This is a genomic window from Streptosporangium roseum DSM 43021, assembly GCF_000024865.1.
GTDB lineage: Bacteria > Actinomycetota > Actinomycetes > Streptosporangiales > Streptosporangiaceae > Streptosporangium > Streptosporangium roseum.
In genome coordinates this window covers 161,897-179,798 of record NC_013595.1, presented here as the reverse complement: position 1 = coordinate 179,798, position 17,902 = coordinate 161,897, and the positions used below count along the sequence as shown (strand labels likewise).

Below are 17,902 nucleotides of genomic sequence, written 5' to 3'. Positions count from 1 at the left end.
CGACGGCAGGTCCGGGCCTCAGGCGGTGGAGCGATCCCCATCGGGACCTACTGCCGGGCATGCCTTCACCCTGCTGTCAGTCGCCGCATCCTCCGGGCACTCCCATATGCGGAGGTCACTCAGCAGGCTGATGTCGTCTTTTCCCGACCTTCCGCACCAACCGCGCGACGAAGACCGCGAATCCCAGCAGGGCCAGCAGGGCCAGCAGGCCGATGACGCGGGGGACGGAGCTGGTAGCCAGCACGTCCACCAGCCAGGGCAGACCGAACAGTGCGGACATTCCGAAGATCACACCGAATCCGACCAACCCCAGGACCAGCGCGAAGGTGAACTCTGTGGCTGCTTCCCGCAGGCGGCGCATCCGGCACCTTTCATCGTTTACCCCGATTCTGTCTGGTAACAGGCGAAGGTGAATGACAGTCGGTAATCAGGTTCACGGCCGGAACCGGACGGGAGTGGTGACCCGGCCGGGTTTTACGACGCGCGCCGGGCAGCGGGCTACGGTGATCCGTATGCCCGAACCCTCCTACCTGACCGCCACGCGGGCGTCCTACGACACCGTCGCCGTCGACTACGCGGAGCGCTACGGGAACGCACTCGTGTCAATGCCGTTGACCCGCGCGATGCTGGCCGCGTTCGCCGAACTCGTACAGGCCGCCGGAGACGGGCCGGTCGCCGATATCGGGTGCGGGCCCGGCCATGTGGCGGCGCACCTGAACGCGCTGGGAGTGCCGGTGTTCGGCGTCGACCTGTCGCCCAAGATGGTTGAGGTGGCCCGGCAGAGGTACCCGGACCTGCGATTCCAGGAGGGGTCGATGACCGCGCTGGATCTCAGGGACGGCGAACTGGGCGGCGTCGTCGCCTGGTATTCGACCCATCACACCCCGCCGGAGCAGCTGCCGGCGGTGTTCGCCGAGTTCCACCGGACGCTGGCACCGGGCGGCCACCTGTTGCTGGGGACTCATGTCGGCGATGAGCGCCTGCATTTCCAGCAGGCATACGGCCACCCGGTGTCCTTCGGCGCCTATCTGCTGCCGCCCGACCGCATCACCGAGCTGCTCGCCGAGGCCGGGCTCATCGTCAGCGCGCGACTGCTGGAGGAGCCCGGCGAGGGGCGGAAAAGGCCGCATGTCTGCCTTCTGGCCCGCAAGTCCGGACCGTCGTAACAGGCAAGTGAGCCCATCGGCGATCGGCGCGCACCTCCGCCGGAGCCACCGGCCACACCCGCCCCGGCCAGGTAACCACCGCCTGCGGACGCGGCCAGGCGCGACACGACCGCGCGGCCCTGTGGTGCAGCCGTCACTCCCGTGTCGCTACTTGGGCTCGAAGAGCAAGTAGTCGATCTTTCCGTCAGTGCCGACAGAGATCTTCGTGTCGTATTTCTGTCCCAGGGGAATGGATGCCAGCCCAGTCAGCGCTGCCGGTTCGGTTTTGCTCAGTTCATCCACCGTCAGCCCTTTCAGGCCCTGGGCGATCTCATTGAACTTCTGCGGAGGAATTTCCTTGAGGAAATCTTGGCTTAGGTGCTCGTTCAGCTCGCTCTCAGCGATCGGAGTGCGATTCACGGCGTCCAGATACCACCGCAACTGTTTGCCAACCGGACTGTCGGGGATCGCGATCCCCTTACCGCCGTCAGCACTTGCGCATCCTGCCAGAAGGACAGCGAGCAGGACGAGAAGACCAGCCAATGTCCGGGACGGTCGCACCCACGACTCCTTACGATCAGATACTTGGGGCGAAATGCTATCAATCAATCAATCTTGGTCGGCACATGAACATCTTCTACCGCCTGCCGTACCTCTCCCTCCTCTGACGGCTGTCGAAATCGGCGACCTGCGGGCCAAAGGATCGGCCTTGGTTGTTCCGGACACTTCAATGCAGGTCAGCGGATACGGTCGGTCCATCACGGCGGACCCGGTAAAAGGTGCCTGAAAAGCGGCAGGTCGCTGCTCGGGCAAAACGGCGGAGCAGGGTGTGGGGGCCATCGCCGGGTAGATGGTTTTCTCGGATACGAGATGCCCTGTCCGAACGCCCAGCCGACATGTACGAGATGCCCTGTCCGAACGCCCGGCCGGCATGGGAGTCAACCAGGCCGACCCCGCCGAACCCGGGGTCCACCGGGTGTACCTAACTACACCCGGGGTGTGCGCGTAGCCGGATTCCGGTAGTGAGCCGGATTTTCTACCGTTGTCTTCAGAGGCAACAGGCGTTCGCAGACGCTCCTCAGGCCACGTGACGGTGGAAACCATGCCGTCCGCCATCGACAGAAGGAAGCAGTCGGCGTGATGGAGGATTCAGATGGCATGCACCGGCGCGGGACATCGCCAGGCGTTTACCGCATAGATCCGGATGCGACGACGGTCCGATTCACGACACGTGCGGTGTTCGGCCTGCTGCCTGTACAAGGATTTTTCACAGTTGATCACGGCCGGATCCTGATCACCGAGAACATCGGCGACTCCGCCGTGGATGTAGTGATCCGGGCGACCAGCTTCGAAAGCGGTAACCCGCAGCGCGATGAGCATGTCCGGTCCTTGGACTACCTCGACGCAGCTGCGCACCCTGAGATCGTCTTCCGCAGCCGGGATGTCGAACGATCCGCTGAAGGCGCCAGTGTGCAGGGATCGCTGACCGTGCGGGGCGTGACTCGGCCGACGGCCCTGACACTCGGCCCTGTCATCACCGATGATCAGCGCTTGAGAGCCCAGGCCGCGACCCGCATCGACAGGTACGCCTTCGGCCTGACAAAGGCGAGGGGCATGATTATTCGGGGTGTTGAGGATCGTCCGCTGTCCGCTCCTGAGACTGGTGGATCACCCCTTAACAAAATGATCGGCCTCCGAGGAGGCCGACTTTGACAGCGTTGACAAGGGGTGATCTTGGACATACGTTCCATGCATGCCCAGTCGGTTACTGGCTTCACTGATCGTCCTGTTGCTCTGCTCGTGCTCGACAGCGACGCCTGGAGGGCCCGCGCCAGCTGCGGCCACAACCGCGCCTGCAGGACGCGCCTACGAGGGCCCCGCTCTGCCGGGACTCGCGACGGAGCAGGCGTGGACGCTGCCCCTCGGCTCCATCCGTGACGCCGTCGCCGTCGGCAAGTCCTTCGCCGTACTTGGGCGGGCCGCCGACACCTTCGCCCTCCAGGTGATCGATGCCGCCACGGGCAAAGAGCTCAAGAGCATTCCGATCGAAGACGAGGACGCGACCCTGCGCGCGGACACTGATCACGGCAAACCGGTGGCAGTGGTACGGCATCGGCGGCAACTGGCCGCATCGGGGCTGACCGCCGAGTCCAGCCAGGTGTCCGACCTGGTGATCGACGAGACAGGCTCGGAGGTCTGGCGCTCGCCAGAGGACGGCGACGGCAGACAGGGCACCTTCTTCATCGGTGGCTACGCCGCCGAAGGCGAGGCGGACGGAGCCGGTCTCAGCAACGTGTCCAAACTGTCCACCCTCGCAGGCGAACAGGCCGTCGCCCTGCCGATCGGCGCCGAGGAAGAAAACTCCTTGCTCGGCGTCATCAAGGACAAGGCGGTGTACTGGCCGAGGGGGATGCTCCTGGACGAGGAGGCGGCGGTCGTTCATGGCTTTGACCTGTCCAAGGGCGGGAGCTTGGCCTGGCGGCTACCGCGAGATGTGCAGGGCCGAACCATCGTCGGCGACTTTCTGCTCACCTGGCAGTCGGACGGGATGTCCTCCACTCACTCGCTCTACGACCTGATGGCGGGTGAGCGGGTGGGCGGGTTCGAGGTTTCGAACTCGGTGGGGGTGCGATGCGCGACGTCCGCCTTCGACGCCGACAGCGATACCGTGCTGTGCGACGAGCCACTGACGCTGATCGATTCCAGGACTGGCAAGCTCCTCGTCCCCACTGTGGAAAACCAGCGTGAGGTGTCGGTCGAGTCGGCCTTCGGTGGAATCGCCTACCTCAAGGTCAAGCAAGAGCAGGGAGCCGAGCCTCTCTACCTGGCCTTGGACGACAGGACGGGCAAGGTACTCGGCGACAATCTGCCCGCGGCACCGCTGGCGGTCAGCACTGATGACTACGCGCTGATCTGGCACAAGCTCCATGCCTTCGGGTTCAAGCGGACTGCCTGACACGGTGTCAGCGGGAAGGCAGCTGACCACGGTAACGAAGAAGTCGTCGACACGTCCGGCTCACCCTGGAGATCGTCAAACGCAGCGACGATGTCAGCGGCTTCGTGGTCCTGCCTCGCAGGTGGGTGGTGGAGAGGACGCTGTCGTGGATCTCCCAGCGCAGGCGGTGCGTACGTGACTATGAACGGTTATCCGAGTACCACGAGGCCATGGTCCTGTGGGCGATGATCATCCTCATGGGACGACGGCTCGCGCGATCCGCCTCTCCCGAGTCGCCTGACGATCAGTTTGTACACGGGCACTTACTAGTCCCTGCGAGTCGGCAGAGTAGTGATCTTGGCTGAGGCATTAAGGGCTGCGTGGAGTTCGTCTCTGTTGAGGGTGAGCTGGCGGATGGACTCGGCGTAGATCTTCAGGAGGCGGCGGAGGTCTTCGTTGTCACGGCGGAGCCGCTGAAGGGTTTCCTCTGGATCGGTGCGGGGCCTGTTCGGCTCGGTGTGCGCGGAGGCGAGGTGTTGTGCGCGGGCTTGCTGCTGGAACTGGTCGATGAGTTGTCGGTAGTTGCGGTCGAAGGTTGCGTGGGGGATGTCGAGGGCGCGCTCAACCGCGGCGATGGTGGCGTGACGGCCGTTCTTCGCGGACTCGGCGAGAACTCGGTCCATCTCGGCAGCGACCTGGGCATCGGTGGGCAGTTGCCGTCTCACGTGGTCTCCCGTGCTGGCGCTGAGGTGTATTTATCGAGGAAGGCGCCAATTTCGGCGTGCTGTTGTTCGAGCCGATGCCGAAGGTATGGGGCGGTGAGCCCGCCTCGGCCGAGTGCGCGCTCCAGGCGGGCGCGGTGGTGCCGGAGTGCGTCGAGGTTGTCGGTGCTGAGAGTGACGTTCCGGCAGGCCAGGGGCTGGCAGTCGGGTAGCGACGGTCCTTCGGCAGGGTCGTCGCGGCGGCAGAGGGCGCGATCGGCGTTGTAGACGCAGGTCACGTGTTGGCCGGGGTAGATGTGCGGATCGTGCCGGTCCATCACCCGTTTGAGCCGCCGCGGCTCGGTGATGATCTTTCCTTCGAAGGTGACGTGGCGTTGAAAGTCCAGGAGCCGGGTTTCGGCTTCCGCTGCGGCGGGGCCGGTAAGAGGGTGGTAGTCGTGGTTGACGACCAGGTCACAGAGGTGCTCGCCGCGGGCGATGGCTTCTTCGGCTTCGACTTCGGCGCGGAATCCCGAGGCGGAGGTGCCGGCGTAGCCTTCGAACATCTGGAGGCGATGGTGCCGGTAAGCCATGGCTCCGGCGATGACACCACCGGGCTGGCGAGCGATGAACCAGGCGAGGGTGCGACGGAACTGGCTGGTGGTAAGGTTCCAACGCTGCCCGTTGACCAGGGGAATCCCGTCACGCCGCTGACGCTGGTGGCAGAAGTCGTTGATCCAGTCGGTGAAAGCGGCGAGGTCGTTGTTGGTCTGCTGGGTGCTCTTGGCGCCGGTGGCGTTGGTGCGCAGGTGGCCGCGGGAGCCGGGCAGGATGGCGAAGAGCTGGTCTTGGTGGCGAGGCTGGAGCTGTTCCAGGAGCTGGATGGCGCGTTCGACGGGCTGGCCGACGATCCAGGTCGCGGGAACTCCGACCGGGTCGTCTTCGCCCTTGAAGGCCAAGCTGTTGATCTTCCGCCGGTAGATGTGGCCATCCTCAGTCCGGCTGACCTCCAGGCAACCGCGCTTGAGGTGCTTCACTTCGGAGTCCCGCATGCCGGAGAGATAGGCGATGGTGATCCAGGCTGCGGTCTGGAGCATCCGGCCGAGTTCTTCCATGGCCGCGTAGGGGATCTGCTCGATCCATGGCTCTCCGTCGAGGAAGGCGGCGGCGGGGGTGCGTAGGTAGGCGGTGTCGGCGACTCCGAGTTCGGCGGCGGCCTTGGTGAGAAGTTCCTGACAGCCCTTCGCGATGAGCGCCCCAGGGGTGCATCCGATCTCCCTGGCCAGGTGACTGTGCATCGGCTGGCCCTTCTTGCCCCCAGGCAAGGGACGGCCTTCGATCCGATAGCGGCGGAGCACAACCCCGAGCTGCGCGGCGATGCCTGTGGTGCGGGGGGCGTTGCGGCGCCTGCGGTTAAGCCGGGTGTTGGCGTGCAGGGGACGCCATTCGGCCGCCGCCGCCAGGACGTCGTCGGCGAGCTCGTTGATCCAGATCAACGCCCAGGTGAGCAGGGGCGAGATGACCTGCTCGGGGATGCGCGGTGTGGCGTTCTCCGGCGGTCGGTTCCTCGTCGCCACCTGTCTCCAGGAGTCGACGATGCCTGGGTCGAGGGCGAGTGAGTCCGTTGGGAGTTTGGAGGAGTAGGTCCAGAGCAGCCGGACCGCGTAGCGGAGCTGGGCAGCCCAGCTGGAAGATCGGCCGGTAGTCAGAATGTGGTCGTTGTAGGCGTCCAGGTCGACGGCGGTGATGGAGGCCAGGGTGGGGATGCCGCGGCTGTCGACCCAGGTGAGGAACTGGCTGACCCCGGCGTGATAGCCGCGGATCGTCTCGACGTTGCTCACCCGTTCGCCGGGCGGCAAGTCAAGGGATAGCAGCGCGTAACACAGCTCCTTGGCGGTGATGCGGAACCGTTCGGGAACGGTGGTGAAGTTCAGGATCAGCGCGTTCTTGTGCCGCTGGAGTATCGCCGGGGTGAGAGTCCAGATGTCGTCGTGGAACCGTGAGGTCTCCGCCCTCCGGGTGCCGCGGCGGACCTGGCGTTTGGTGAGCACGTAGGGGTTGGCATCCCAGAGGTGCAGGCGTGCTGCGGCTGCGGTGTTCACGCTTCCTCCTTCGGGCCGTCTAGCAGAGCCAGCAGGTCGAGCGCAGTCTGATCGGGGAGGGTCTGTCGGGCGGCATCGCGCTGGGCGGGGCTGAAACGCGGGAGGATGAGCCGGGTGATGATCAGCCAGATGACGCCGTGGCGCCTGCACCATTCCTGGACGCTCATCTGGTCGAGCCGGGTCTGCAAGTGGTCGAGCAGGAGATAGAGCATCGGCAGGTGCCGCTCCAGGACAAGCGCGTTGGGGCAGCGCAGGCAGGTGAGGAAGGAGACCTCGCAGTGACCGCCGGTGTCGGGGTTGTGGTAGATGTCCAGGCAGGACGCCACTAGCGTGTCCAGATTCCCGGCCAGAGCGTCAGCGACCTTGGCCGCGGTAGTACCGAGTTCCCGCGCGACCGTCTCGGAGTCAGCGAGGAATCGGTCGCGAAAGTCGACTCCGAGTATTCGCAGGTGGAAGGTTCGGGAGGATTGCTCCGCGTCGGCCAGGGCGGCGTCGATGATGTCCTCTGCCCATGCCTGGATCACCGGGTCGTTGCGCAGGTAGTGGAGGTAGGACACGTCCATCGTGTTGGTTGTGGCGGTTGAGGGCATGTGCCCGCCGGTCGCCTTGGCGCGACGGACCTCGGCAGCGGTCTTGAGCCGGTCCAGCCGAAGCTGCAGGGGGATGGGGCCAGCCCCTTCGGGGGCATCGGCGGTGAGCCCCTCAGCGGCGGCCCATCGGCTGAGGAACATCACGCGCCCCAGGCTCTTGTCGAACGCTCCGATGTGCCCGCCGGTGTGGGACCACACAGCCCAAAGACTCGCGGTGCCGCTGAGCGCTCGACTGCGGGCGGTCAGCTCATGGATCAGCAGGTAGAGGCCGCCGGGGGTGTGCAGTCTGCGGCTGTCCGTGCCAATCTCCCAGTGCAAGGTCATCCGGGACAAGGCCTTCCCGCGGCGGCGTTTGACCGTGGCGACGGCCACGGCCCGCTCCTCCAGGACTCGATGCTGGGCTGGCAACTCCTTGACGGTCTCGGGGTTGCGTTCGGTCAGCGCCACCATCAGCACCAGCGGGGGAAGAAGATCCTCCGAGGTGAGGAACAGCCGCTTGGCCGCTTGGAGTTTCGCGGTGGCATCGACCAGGTTCGTCCTGGGCCAGCCGCCGTCCCTGCGGCGGCTGGGGACCTCGCCGGTGCGCGCCATCTCGGCCAGCCAGCGGGCTTCGTCCCGCTCCTCGGCTGTCAACTCTTCCGGAGTGGTCTGGGCGAGCGCCACCAGTCTTTCGCCCGCCCGAATCCGATCGCGGATCTCTGCAACTCTGCTCCGGGCTGCGCGCATGATCTGACCGAACTCCCGGTCGGAGTAGCCAGGCAGGCCGCCGTCCTGGCCGTGCTCGCGCTGGTGATGACCCCGCTGGTGCGTGAACGCCCTCACCTCGGGACGAAGGCGAGCTGGATCGGCCTTCTGCAGGATCTGCAGTACCTCGACCATCGTGTTGATCGCCGAGCGTTCTTGATGGGTCAGGCGCAGGTGCCTGCGTAGTCGTTCCAGATGGGAGCGCCGCAGCGCGGGAAGATCACACGGCGGATACGGCAAGCCGTCCAGGAAGGTCAGAACGGTTCTGACGGCTTGCCAGGCGATGTTGGCGCTGGCCAGGGTGCGCCGTCCACCGGTTGATCCGGTCCGCAGCGCGAACGCCGCTGCCAGGTCCTCGTGCATCCCTGGCAGCGGCAGCTTGCCAAACTTATAGGTCCGGCCGCGGCCGTCCTCCCCGGTGAATGGCACTCGCACGCCGCCCTGGACCAGGACGGAACCGGTGATCCATGCCGGTTCGTAGAGGCCGTCGGGCCGTGCTGTGGGCCTGCCTCTGCCGGTCTTGGGCAGCGGGCTCTGGTCGACGAAGGTCACGCGTGCTCCTCAGCACCGTCAGTGGGCGGATCGTCGAGTTGGGCAGGATCGACGCCCGTGCGCTCCCACCAGTCCGGGATCAGCGCCATGCGTGTTTCCATCTCCAGCTCCTGCAGCGTGTGCAGATAGATCGCGGAGGTCTCGATCGACCGGTGCCCGAGCCTGCAGCTGACCCAGAGCAGCGGATCGCCATAGACACGCTGGTAGGTCATCCGTGCCTGTGGGTTGGTCTCCTGGAGCTGCTCCAGATGGCCCCGCCAGAGGTGTTCCAGCTCGATCACCGCGAAGCTGTGTCGCAGCCCGTGCGGGTGCGTTGACACGGTCAGGCCGTGTCGACGGCAGCGTCGGTTGGCGTCCTTGAAGAGCTCGCGGTAACCTGCGGCCGATCCGGGCAGCCCAGACTCGTTCAACCACAACGCTGCCGGCTCCCACCCGTGATCGGTGCGGACCAGGACCCGGGCGCGTTCGGCTTGCCTGAGTTTGGTCAGTGGCAGGCGGCGGCCACCGATCCGCACCACCGGTTGGGAGGGATCCTCGATCAGCAGCGGCTCCACGATCCGCTCGTAGAGGCCCAGATCTCGAGCCCGCTCCACCGCGTCCGCGCGCTCGATCTCCACGTAGTCCCAGATATCGCGCAAGACCCCGGTCGGGATGTAGACGTAGCGGGCTGAACCCCATTTCGCGATCGGCGCGGGCAGCCAGGTCCGGCTGTTCAGTATCCCGGCCTGCGTGCGGGGCAGTTCATAGAGCGACAACCCGATCTGCTCGCTGATCCTCAGCCCGGTGCGGATCATCAGGTCGGTGAACGCGGCGTTCCGCGAGGCGAACCTGCCTCTAAACGATGGGTCCAAGGCCCCGTCGGGGGTGTGGCCGCGGATCCCGATGTCCCGCCATCGCCGATACATGCCCGGCGTCAGCCACTCGACATGACGGCGCGCTCCGGTATGCGAGGCCTCCGCCGGGGTCGTCTGCGTGGATCTCCGTCCTGGGCGGGAGCGACGATCCCGGCTCTCCCGCTGCACGATCGGACTGACTTCGATGTAGCCCTGCCGAACCACCCAGGCGAAGAACGCGTTGACCGTTGCGACCTCACGATCCCAGGTGGTGGGCTCTACCCGCGGCCCTGCAGGATCCTTCCGTCGCCACCGCTCATAGGCAGCCCGATCCTCCGGCGTAGCCTCGCGCCACGGCCTTCCACCGCGGTTCGCCCACAGAAAATCCAGGAAGTTCCGCAGGTCCCGGGCGTGCGCCGCCTGTGTGTTCCACGGCGCCGTCGCCATCCCGATCTGCTCGAAGTACCGGTTCAACGCCACGTCGTACTCGCCCTGGGGGCTGAGCAGGAACGGCTGCCCATCCAGCACATCCCGCCGGTCCAGCCACTCGTCCAAGTCGCCGAGCGATCCCAGCAGCGGATCGTCCATCCGTGGCCGGGGCAGCCTCCGCTCCGTGAACACGACACGCCACCCAGTGGTCACCATGAGTGATCATAGTACTGTGGACAACGTCCGTTCCCGCATAAGTAAGCCAGGCCGCTACCTCGATATCACTCTTGAAGTGATCGCCTTCCCGATCGGGACATAGGGGCTCTTCGAAGTGACGCGGGTCGAGCCACCCGCGATGCATCCGGGTGATGGCGCAGCGGGTGTGCAGCCGTCCGCACAGGCGAGGCCCAGCCCGGGACAATCGATATCTCATGGACCCGGGCCTCTCGTTGTCCGGGGGCCACGCAGCCGGTCTCTCTCCGGAGGAAGACCGTACGGCCTCCGCATATGGAAGATCGGTTCTCCTCAGTGCAGGTGTTCGGGCAGTCTCAGCCACACGTCGACCTGGTCGGTGATCGATCGGTTGTCGATCGGCCGCAGCCCCGCTCCGGCATAGCAGTAGGCCTCGGCCTCGCCGTGGTAGAGATAGGTGGCGAGGATCTCCTCTGCCGATTCTTCGGAATAGACGCTGCCACCGCCCGGGTGGGTGTCCCACTCCTCGATGACGCCGTCGCGGGCGACGGCCCCCTGGTTGCCGCTCTTGGGGTTGGCGAACAGCCCGTAGCAGACGGTGCCCACCGACAAGCGCTCTATGACGCCTGGGGTGGAGGCGGCGTATCCCCACGGCTGAACGACGACGCATCCACCGGGCACGTCCGTGACGCCGACGACGGCCAGGCTGTCGTCGAGATCCGACCAGGGATCCTCCATGATCTCTTCAACGTCGGCGTGATCGGCCGGTACGGCCTCCAGGCGCCGTACCGCCTCGGCCGCGGTGATGTCGGCCGTACAGGCGATGCTGTAGCCGTCGTCGTCGAGGCGCCCCAATGCGGCGATCAGACGCCTGGCCTCCGCCACGGCGGCGGTCTCCGGGGTGGACAGGCCGGCCTCGCCGTCGGGAAGAGTGAACAGGCCAGGAGTGGCAGTGGCCAGGCTGAGCCGTCCGGGGGACCAGCCGTTCATCATCGGCCGCCACGGGTCCGCCCCGGCGGCGACCAGGGCGCGGGCGTTGCCGGGGCGGTTGTTGAAGACGGCTTCCCAGAGCGCGGTACGGCCTTCGTGCTCCGCGTCGACGTCGTCGACGCGCCGGACCAGCTCCGCGAGCACCTCGGGTGAACCACGCTCGGCCGCCGCATGAAGCGGCGGTGCGTGAAAGAACACCCCTGAATTCGGGTCGGCGCCCGCGTCGAGCCGGGCGCGGATCAGGCCGAGGTCCGTCCAGCCGTCCCAACCGATGCCGGACCACCCGGATCCATCGTTGACGATCATGGCTCTCCTTGAGGGATATGCGGGATCACGAACGCCGATCATGGCGTACAAGGCCGACAGATTCGGGCCGCGGCCACAGTCGGTCCACGGAGGACGGCGCCCTCCGACGATCGTGGTCCTACCGGCCGGCGAGAGCTGGGCGGAGCCGGCGCAAAGTCAGCGGGCTCTCGGCGCAAGGGCCCGGCCGAGGGCTACAGATGTCATCGTCACGGCACCGGCCGGTATCCGGTGAGCGGACCCGGTGCGTTCCACCAGGGCTTTACCGGAGCGACCCGGGGAAACGCGACCAACATCACTCCGCGCATATCCCGCGAGCCACAGACACCCATCCTTCAGTCGCTGTGGTCGAGGATGAGAGGCATGGACTCATCGTCGATCTCTCCCGGGTCGAGGTGCGCGTGATAGTACGTCGGCCCGTCCGGCTCTGACAGGGCCAAGAGGTGCACCGCGAGAGCTCGTAGTCCGGCTCTGTCAGCTCTGATCATGACCTTCCCATGCGCAGCCGAGACGTGCACGGAGTAGTCCGCCGGCCATGGACGGGCCGGCCCGCCATCAGGCCGATGATCAGGGTCTTGGTCGGCTACTCGCTCACGATTCGCTCACGATGTAATTGTGGCCCATGGCTTCACCAGCGACCTGCAGGGGAAAATTATCAATCGCCCGGTCACACATCCCCGAAACCCGCGGATCAAAAGATCGACCTTACGCTGTTCCAGACAGTTCAATGCAGGACAGCGGATATGTGCGGTCCATCCTGGACGGCTCTGAACGACCTTGTATTGCAACCCGAAGTGCAACGCCGGTATCCGGCGACCTACTGTGATGACTCACCCTCAGCGCTTGGGAACCTCGACTGTGTAGCCGTCCGGAAGCTCGGCCTTGTCGAGCTCTTCGGCAAGCTCCGAGCGTTGATCGCCGGCCTCGCTCCAATAAGAGTGAAAGTGCTTCTTGTCGATTGTAATGATCTCGATTCTCCGCTCGGCCTCGACGAGCTTGGCAGTCGAGACCTTGCCCGAACCGATCTGGTTGAGCACGGTGGACATTTCTGTCTGCCGAGAATCGTCACGATTAAGCAAGAACAGGCCGCCGACGAGTATCGAGCCTGCAGTGACGGAGCACACAATGAACGTCCTGAACCGCGAGGCTTTCTTCTGGTGCTGGTGGGAGGGTGCGGGCTGCTTATCGATCATGCCTACAGAATGCCAGTCCACTCGCTGCGCTTGAAGGCCGTGGGGTCATTCCCGTAAATGGACATGCCGGCATGCATGGCGGTCATGAGAGCAGTCTCGGCTCCAGTGGCACATCACCAGTTCGGCAGATTTCGGCTCATGATCCACTGACGTGCTCTTCCTCTGGTCAGAGGCCGTACGGCCCTGCCCGCGAGTCCCCGCCACTCTCCCTTGATCACCGCCCCATCGGGCACGCGACGGGCACGGGCGTCCACTGGCGACGGTTCTCCAGGGCGTCGCCGTTTTCCCACCGCCCCCTTCCGGCCGCCGAAGCCGCTTCACCGCCCCCGCCTTTACAGGCGAGTCCTCTTCAAGAAGATCAGCAGGAGGCATTCTGGACCGAGCTCGGCGGCTCGGCCACGATGAGGGCATGACGGAGAACGGATCAGCGCAGCCGCCGGCGGCGGGCGGAGGAGCAGGTTTGCGCCTGAACTGGACGGCAGTGAGCGCTCTGGCGGCTGCGGTTGCCACCGTGGTCGCGCTGATCGCCTACCTGATGCCGCCGGTCCCGCCTCCCCAGCCCCAGCCCCAGCCCGACGCGCTAGTCCCCAGCCCAGCCCCGCAGTCATCGTCACCAGATCCGGTCATCACCCGGCCCGCACCGCCGACCCCGAGTCCATCGCCTGAGTCCAGCACGCCCCAGCCACCGATGCCAAGTCCCACGCAAGTGGTCCCGGTTCCCTCCGCACTGCTGTCTCCGGTCCGGCCCGGCGGCTGCGACGAGGCGGCGGCGGCGCTGACCGCATACCGCCGGAACGGCGGGACCATTCGCAGCAGCCAGGCAGCTGCGGCTCACCAGACATACCTCGACCTGATGGGCGCGGTCCTCGACGCGCAAGGAGTCGTGGGGGCGAAGATCAGTCGGCTGGCCGCCGAATTCCGGGAACTGAACTTCCGCTTGACCGGCATGACCGGCGGCGATCCCAACCAGGTGATCGCGGATATCAATACAGACGTCGCGGAGCTCAAGAGGCTGTGCGGATCCGTCTGACCTGACGACACGTCACAGCCGGACTGGCGCGCGACGGCTGCGGAGCAGCGGGGGTCACCGGGTCCGCGCTGGAGCGCCGTTCCCGCGTGCTCATCGCCTCCGCCAGGGCAAACCCGACTCGGTCCCGGGCCGCGTCCAGTTCCGACCCGTCCCGCTGAAGACGCTGCAGGAACGGCAGCGTCGAATGATCGACACGAGGACGGCTGACGTGCGGCTCAGTCTCACCACCCGATCCACCCGATCCACCCGATCCGCCCGCCCCGATCGGCCCGACGAGGACTTCATCGGGACCACCTCTGACGTGGTGGTCCTCCTGGACGGCGCCGGGACCCCGGCGGGACCGAAAACGGGCTGCTCCCATGGCGTCGCCTGGTACGCCCGCACTCTCGGCTCAACCCTGCTGGCCGCGGTCACCCAAAGCGCCGGCCCCCTGGCCGAGATCCTGTCCGAGTCGATCAGGAACGCGGCAACCGCTCGACCTCCTCGGCCAGGACGGTCCCGACGAACTGATCCGCCGTGTCCGAGAGCCCGAACACAGCGATCCGGACGGCTCCCGCCGGCCTCGGGGCAAGATCCATGACGATGCCACTGCGGCGCTCTGGAAATTCTCCTCAGGCATTTCGTCGACCCCCTGAACAGTTCGGCGTTCACGGGGACGGCCGGCTGTTCCGTAACTCGCGCGGTGGCGTGATCCCCATCGGGACCTGCTGCGAGGTGTGGAAGACGGCTCGGACCTTCGCCCCGGCTCCCGAACAGCAGGTCTCACCTTGGCGGCCCGGCCGTACGACCTGCGGCACGCGGCTGTCTCGCTCTGGCCCAACGCCGGTGTTGCCGCTCCCGGCGTGGCCGAGCGGGCAGGGTACGGGGTGGACGTACTGCCCCGGGTCTATGCCAAGTGCATCGACGGAGGCGCGGACATCGCCAATCAGAGGATTGAGGATGCGCTGGTGGCGTGAGTCCACCGGTTACGGTGAGAGGGTCTCGGTCATCCTGGGGCCCTCTCTTTTTGCCTTGCTGAGCTGGGCAAACACGACCGGTTCCATCCCACAGATATCCCACGACCAGCGACATGCGGCGGCTCAGAGCGGCATACGGCTGCGCACCCCGGAAACGATCAACGGCGCCCGGTCCGGGGGAATCCTCTGGTCAGACGCCGTTTCGCGAGCCTGGCGGAGAGCGTGGGATTCGAACCCACGAGGAGCCGCAAAGCCCCTAGCGGTTTTCAAGAGGGCTGCGTTCCAAGCCGCGACAGCGCCTCTGACCAGCGCAGAAGCATCTTCGTTGGCCTTTCTCATAGAAGATCATCCCGCGCATATCCCGCAAAGGCTGCGCGAGCTGCCTTACGCCGAACCACGGCCATCAGATTAGAAGTGGAACGGCTCTCCAGACAAAACCTGGGCGCTTGACCTCGTCGTATGCCTTGAGGAAGCCGAGCGGCCTCGTTAGCTATACCGCGCATAATCCGGATCTTGCCCTGCGGAACCTTCTGCTGTGTATGTCGCAGCCAAGTTGGACATTAAGCCCTAAAGGGCTATGACGGCTCCCCACGCAGCATGGAAGGCACAGATGCCGGACTCGGGAGTAGGATCTATCTCACTAAACAGCACCTGCAGATTGTGCAGCGGAACGTACACTTCGATCATGCAGCCGTAGCAGTGGACTCCGAGATGGGGAACCGGATGGGTAGAAGACGTCGCGCTGACCGTCAAATAGTTACCGGCGACACGGAAATATCGCATGCCCTCTTCGAGAAAATACAAACGATAGTCGGTCGCCTAAATCCAGGGGAAGACTTTCTACAGTATGCGAGGCGGAGAGACTCTATCTTGCGCGACAAGGTGATGACTATCTCAAACCTGGTGGCCCCTTATGACGCCTTTGATGTTATTGACTTAATGCGCCAAAGGGAGATGCCTTTAATTCTCGACGGATACCGAGAAAGTCTCGATGAAGGAAGGGCTGCCGCCATCGAGATCGTCGCTCTGATCCTCCTTGCAAGGGGCCGACGGGAGGGTGGCAGCCCAAATCTCGCAGATGCGCCGAACAGTATCATCCAGGAGTTGCATCACCACACTTTGGAGATGCTCGACGTTGGCACTTTCGCTCTTCTTGCGGAGGGGACGGAGTCCAGTCACGGCCCCTTGGCTCCACTAGCAGCCGATTATCGTAGCAGTGAGCTGAATATTCGCAATAAGCAATACGCGCATATTCATGACCGCTTCAACGAAGCACTATTCGGTTCGCCTGTTTGCGGCAGCCTTATATTGGATGCACTTGGTTTCACATACGAGGAATTTATTGCTGTTCGTGAGTCGATTCGTGATATATATGTGGACGGAATCACATCGAATCTGGACGCACTTGGCGAAGTGGCAATGAACTGGAATGGCGGCAAAGATGGTTATGAGCAGAACGCCGAAGAGATTGAGACAGGGCGAGCTGCGGCGACAAGCATCTTCTTCTTTCCCGGAAATCGCGCCTCAACAAATCCAGAAGCCGTATCACAAAAGAGCGGTGTAGGAATTGATCAAGTAAGGGCGATTCTGCGACTGTTTAGCGTCAGTTTTGAATCTGCAGATCCCGTTCACAGCGTACAAGAATTCTTCGACGGCAAAAACGTCTTCTCTCGCGCTGCTCTCATTTGCGATGGAGCAGATAATTTTCTCACGCTCAGTTCGCCGATCGGAAATGACTGCTTTCGACACGTTGCAGAAGATGCGCTTAAACCTAGCCCCGCATGGAACAAGTATGACCGTCTGAGAACACGAGTAAGTGAGGGGCTCGCCACAGATTATCTCCAATCCCTTCTGGATTGCGAGGCATCCTACACTCAACTTAAATACTTCCGGCCTAAGAAAGGTGTCGAAACTGCTGCACTAGGCGCGGCCGCCGTAGGGCTTACCGAGCTGGCTGATGAGGCAGAAGCCGATGCGCTCTTCCTCATTGAAGATGTAGCCATATGTGTAGAGGTCAAGGGGCGAAGCGTCTCTGAACGTGCAAAGCTTGGCATGGTGAAGAGACTAGCGACCGATTTAGAGGTGACTGTCGGTGAAGCGGCCTCGCAGGCACATCGATTGGAGGAACTTATAACAACCAATGGGGGCATATGGATTTCAAAGGATCAATGGCTTGCGCTTGATCATATAAGCGAGGTTCGGTCTATCGCAATTTGTCTTGACGATATGGGGCCGCTGGCAGTTGCCCTTGATCAGTTGGTCCGTAGTGGAATCCTACAAACTAAGAAGCTCCCTTGGATAGTATCTCTGCATGATCTAGCCGTTATAGCAGAAACACTAGACCGCCCAAGTGAGTTTCTCCTTTATCTGCGGCGGCGATCCGATTCGGATATATCAAAGCACTACATCGCCGTCGACGAGTTGGATATGTTCATGCTTTTTCTGGCCGGCGGTCTATATATCGAACCGGACCCTGAGCTCGTCTATAAACTGCATCCAACGGCAGGCAAACCTACTGGTGCCGCGAGGGCGCGGTATCGAGCGCAAGCTATTCCCACCCGCGTTGGCACACACACCGATGAACTAGACGCTTGGATATATTATCAAGAGGGTGCAAGTACAACCGAACAAACAAAGCCGAGATTCCGGTCAAATGATGACGTTCTAAGAATCGTTGATTTTTTGGCTGATGGCCACAAGCCGGGCTGGCTTCGCTTTGGTGCTGATTTGTTGAATCTTTCTTCCGAAGCGCAGGAGAATTTGTCCACGGGAATGTTAAAGACAATTCGGCAAACGCAAATTGATCACCAGCGACACTCATTGGCTCAAGGCTACGCCGGCGCTTGGGGCTTTCCGTCGCTTTTCATTTGTAGCCAACCTATTGGGTCGAGCCAAAATGATTGTCTTCAATGGATGTCCACCTATATGGTGGCGAAGAAGCATCAGCTACAGTCGGATAGATGTCTTGGCCTTCTCATGTTGGAGAGAGGCGACATATCTGCGGTCAGATACGACAACTCTCCAGTTCGGCAATCGGCTGAGCTTGATCAGCTTGTAGTGGATATGCAGTTGCAGCCGCTCGATAGAATCGGAAGGACCATTCCGCCATCAGCTCGGCGAGCAAAGAAACAGTTGCGAGGAAGTAGGGGAAAGGGCTGATGTAACGCCCTCTAACGGAGTGTTTGATTTAGGTCAGATGAAAGAATG

Annotated in this window: 14 protein-coding genes and 1 pseudogene; 6 read left to right on the top strand and 9 right to left on the bottom strand. The window is 63.7% G+C overall.

Translation table 11 applies throughout. The features are described 5' to 3' along the window. Positions 1 to 115: 115 nt before the first annotated feature. Entirely contained in the window at positions 116 to 361 is a 246-nt protein-coding gene (locus tag SROS_RS00840) for a hypothetical protein (protein WP_043651052.1), read from the bottom strand. 151 nt (positions 362 to 512) lie between these two features. On the opposite strand from SROS_RS00840, the gene SROS_RS00835 reads away from it, so the two are divergent. Then, entirely contained in the window at positions 513 to 1,166 is a 654-nt protein-coding gene (locus tag SROS_RS00835; RefSeq protein WP_012886971.1) for a class I SAM-dependent DNA methyltransferase, read from the top strand. 147 nt (positions 1,167 to 1,313) lie between these two features. Here the strand turns inward: SROS_RS00835 and SROS_RS00830 are convergent, their stop codons facing one another. Further along, a complete protein-coding gene (locus SROS_RS00830; protein WP_012886970.1) occupies positions 1,314 to 1,706 on the bottom strand; it encodes a Cpe/LpqF family protein in 393 nt (130 codons plus the stop codon). A 579-nt stretch (positions 1,707 to 2,285) separates the two neighbouring features. Here SROS_RS00830 and SROS_RS00825 point away from each other — a divergent pair. The 3 genes and pseudogenes from SROS_RS00825 to SROS_RS53665 form a co-directional block, all read left to right on the top strand. Further along, positions 2,286 to 2,858 (top strand): YceI family protein, encoded by a 573-nt coding sequence (locus SROS_RS00825; protein ID WP_012886969.1) that lies wholly within the window; start codon positions 2,286 to 2,288, stop codon positions 2,856 to 2,858. 40 nt (positions 2,859 to 2,898) lie between these two features. Beyond that, positions 2,899 to 4,101 carry a hypothetical protein gene (locus tag SROS_RS00820; RefSeq protein WP_012886968.1) on the top strand — a complete coding sequence of 401 codons (1,203 nt, stop codon included), beginning with the start codon at positions 2,899 to 2,901 and terminating at the stop codon, positions 4,099 to 4,101. Positions 4,102 to 4,163: 62 nt separating this feature from the next. Further along, positions 4,164 to 4,445: pseudogene (locus SROS_RS53665) on the top strand (hypothetical protein); the annotation flags it as partial. Here the strand turns inward: SROS_RS53665 and SROS_RS00815 are convergent. From SROS_RS00815 to SROS_RS00790, 7 genes are all read right to left on the bottom strand, one after another. Further along, entirely contained in the window at positions 4,407 to 4,805 is a 399-nt protein-coding gene (locus tag SROS_RS00815) for a hypothetical protein (protein WP_012886967.1), read from the bottom strand. The pseudogene SROS_RS53665 and the gene SROS_RS00815 sit on opposite strands and share 39 nt — an antisense overlap. After that, a complete protein-coding gene (locus tag SROS_RS00810) occupies positions 4,802 to 6,883 on the bottom strand; it encodes a hypothetical protein (protein ID WP_012886966.1) in 2,082 nt (693 codons plus the stop codon). The genes SROS_RS00815 and SROS_RS00810 overlap by 4 nt, the downstream gene beginning before the upstream one ends. Further along, positions 6,880 to 8,769 carry a hypothetical protein gene (locus SROS_RS00805; RefSeq protein ID WP_012886965.1) on the bottom strand — a complete coding sequence of 630 codons (1,890 nt, stop codon included), beginning with the start codon at positions 8,767 to 8,769 and terminating at the stop codon, positions 6,880 to 6,882. Before SROS_RS00805 ends, SROS_RS00810 begins: the two co-directional genes overlap by 4 nt. Then, positions 8,766 to 10,190 carry a tyrosine-type recombinase/integrase gene (locus SROS_RS00800; RefSeq protein WP_012886964.1) on the bottom strand — a complete coding sequence of 475 codons (1,425 nt, stop codon included), beginning with the start codon at positions 10,188 to 10,190 and terminating at the stop codon, positions 8,766 to 8,768. Before SROS_RS00800 ends, SROS_RS00805 begins: the two co-directional genes overlap by 4 nt. A 366-nt stretch (positions 10,191 to 10,556) precedes the next feature. Beyond that, a complete protein-coding gene (locus SROS_RS00795; protein WP_012886963.1) occupies positions 10,557 to 11,519 on the bottom strand; it encodes an ankyrin repeat domain-containing protein in 963 nt (320 codons plus the stop codon). A gap of 332 nt (positions 11,520 to 11,851) precedes the next feature. Next, positions 11,852 to 12,004, bottom strand: coding sequence for an Imm32 family immunity protein (locus tag SROS_RS54310; RefSeq protein ID WP_012886962.1), 153 nt, complete (start codon positions 12,002 to 12,004; stop codon positions 11,852 to 11,854). A gap of 348 nt (positions 12,005 to 12,352) precedes the next feature. Further along, on the bottom strand, positions 12,353 to 12,709 hold the full coding sequence (locus SROS_RS00790) for a hypothetical protein (protein ID WP_012886961.1): 357 nt from the start codon (positions 12,707 to 12,709) through the stop codon (positions 12,353 to 12,355). Positions 12,710 to 13,415: 706 nt separating this feature from the next. On the opposite strand from SROS_RS00790, the gene SROS_RS00785 reads away from it, so the two are divergent. Both SROS_RS00785 and SROS_RS49025 read left to right on the top strand, forming a co-directional pair. Next, positions 13,416 to 13,739, top strand: a complete 324-nt coding sequence (locus SROS_RS00785; protein ID WP_043651045.1) for a hypothetical protein — start codon at positions 13,416 to 13,418, stop codon at positions 13,737 to 13,739. A gap of 1,826 nt (positions 13,740 to 15,565) precedes the next feature. Then, on the top strand, positions 15,566 to 17,854 hold the full coding sequence (locus SROS_RS49025; RefSeq protein WP_148268905.1) for a hypothetical protein: 2,289 nt from the start codon (positions 15,566 to 15,568) through the stop codon (positions 17,852 to 17,854). Positions 17,855 to 17,902: the final 48 nt, after the last annotated feature.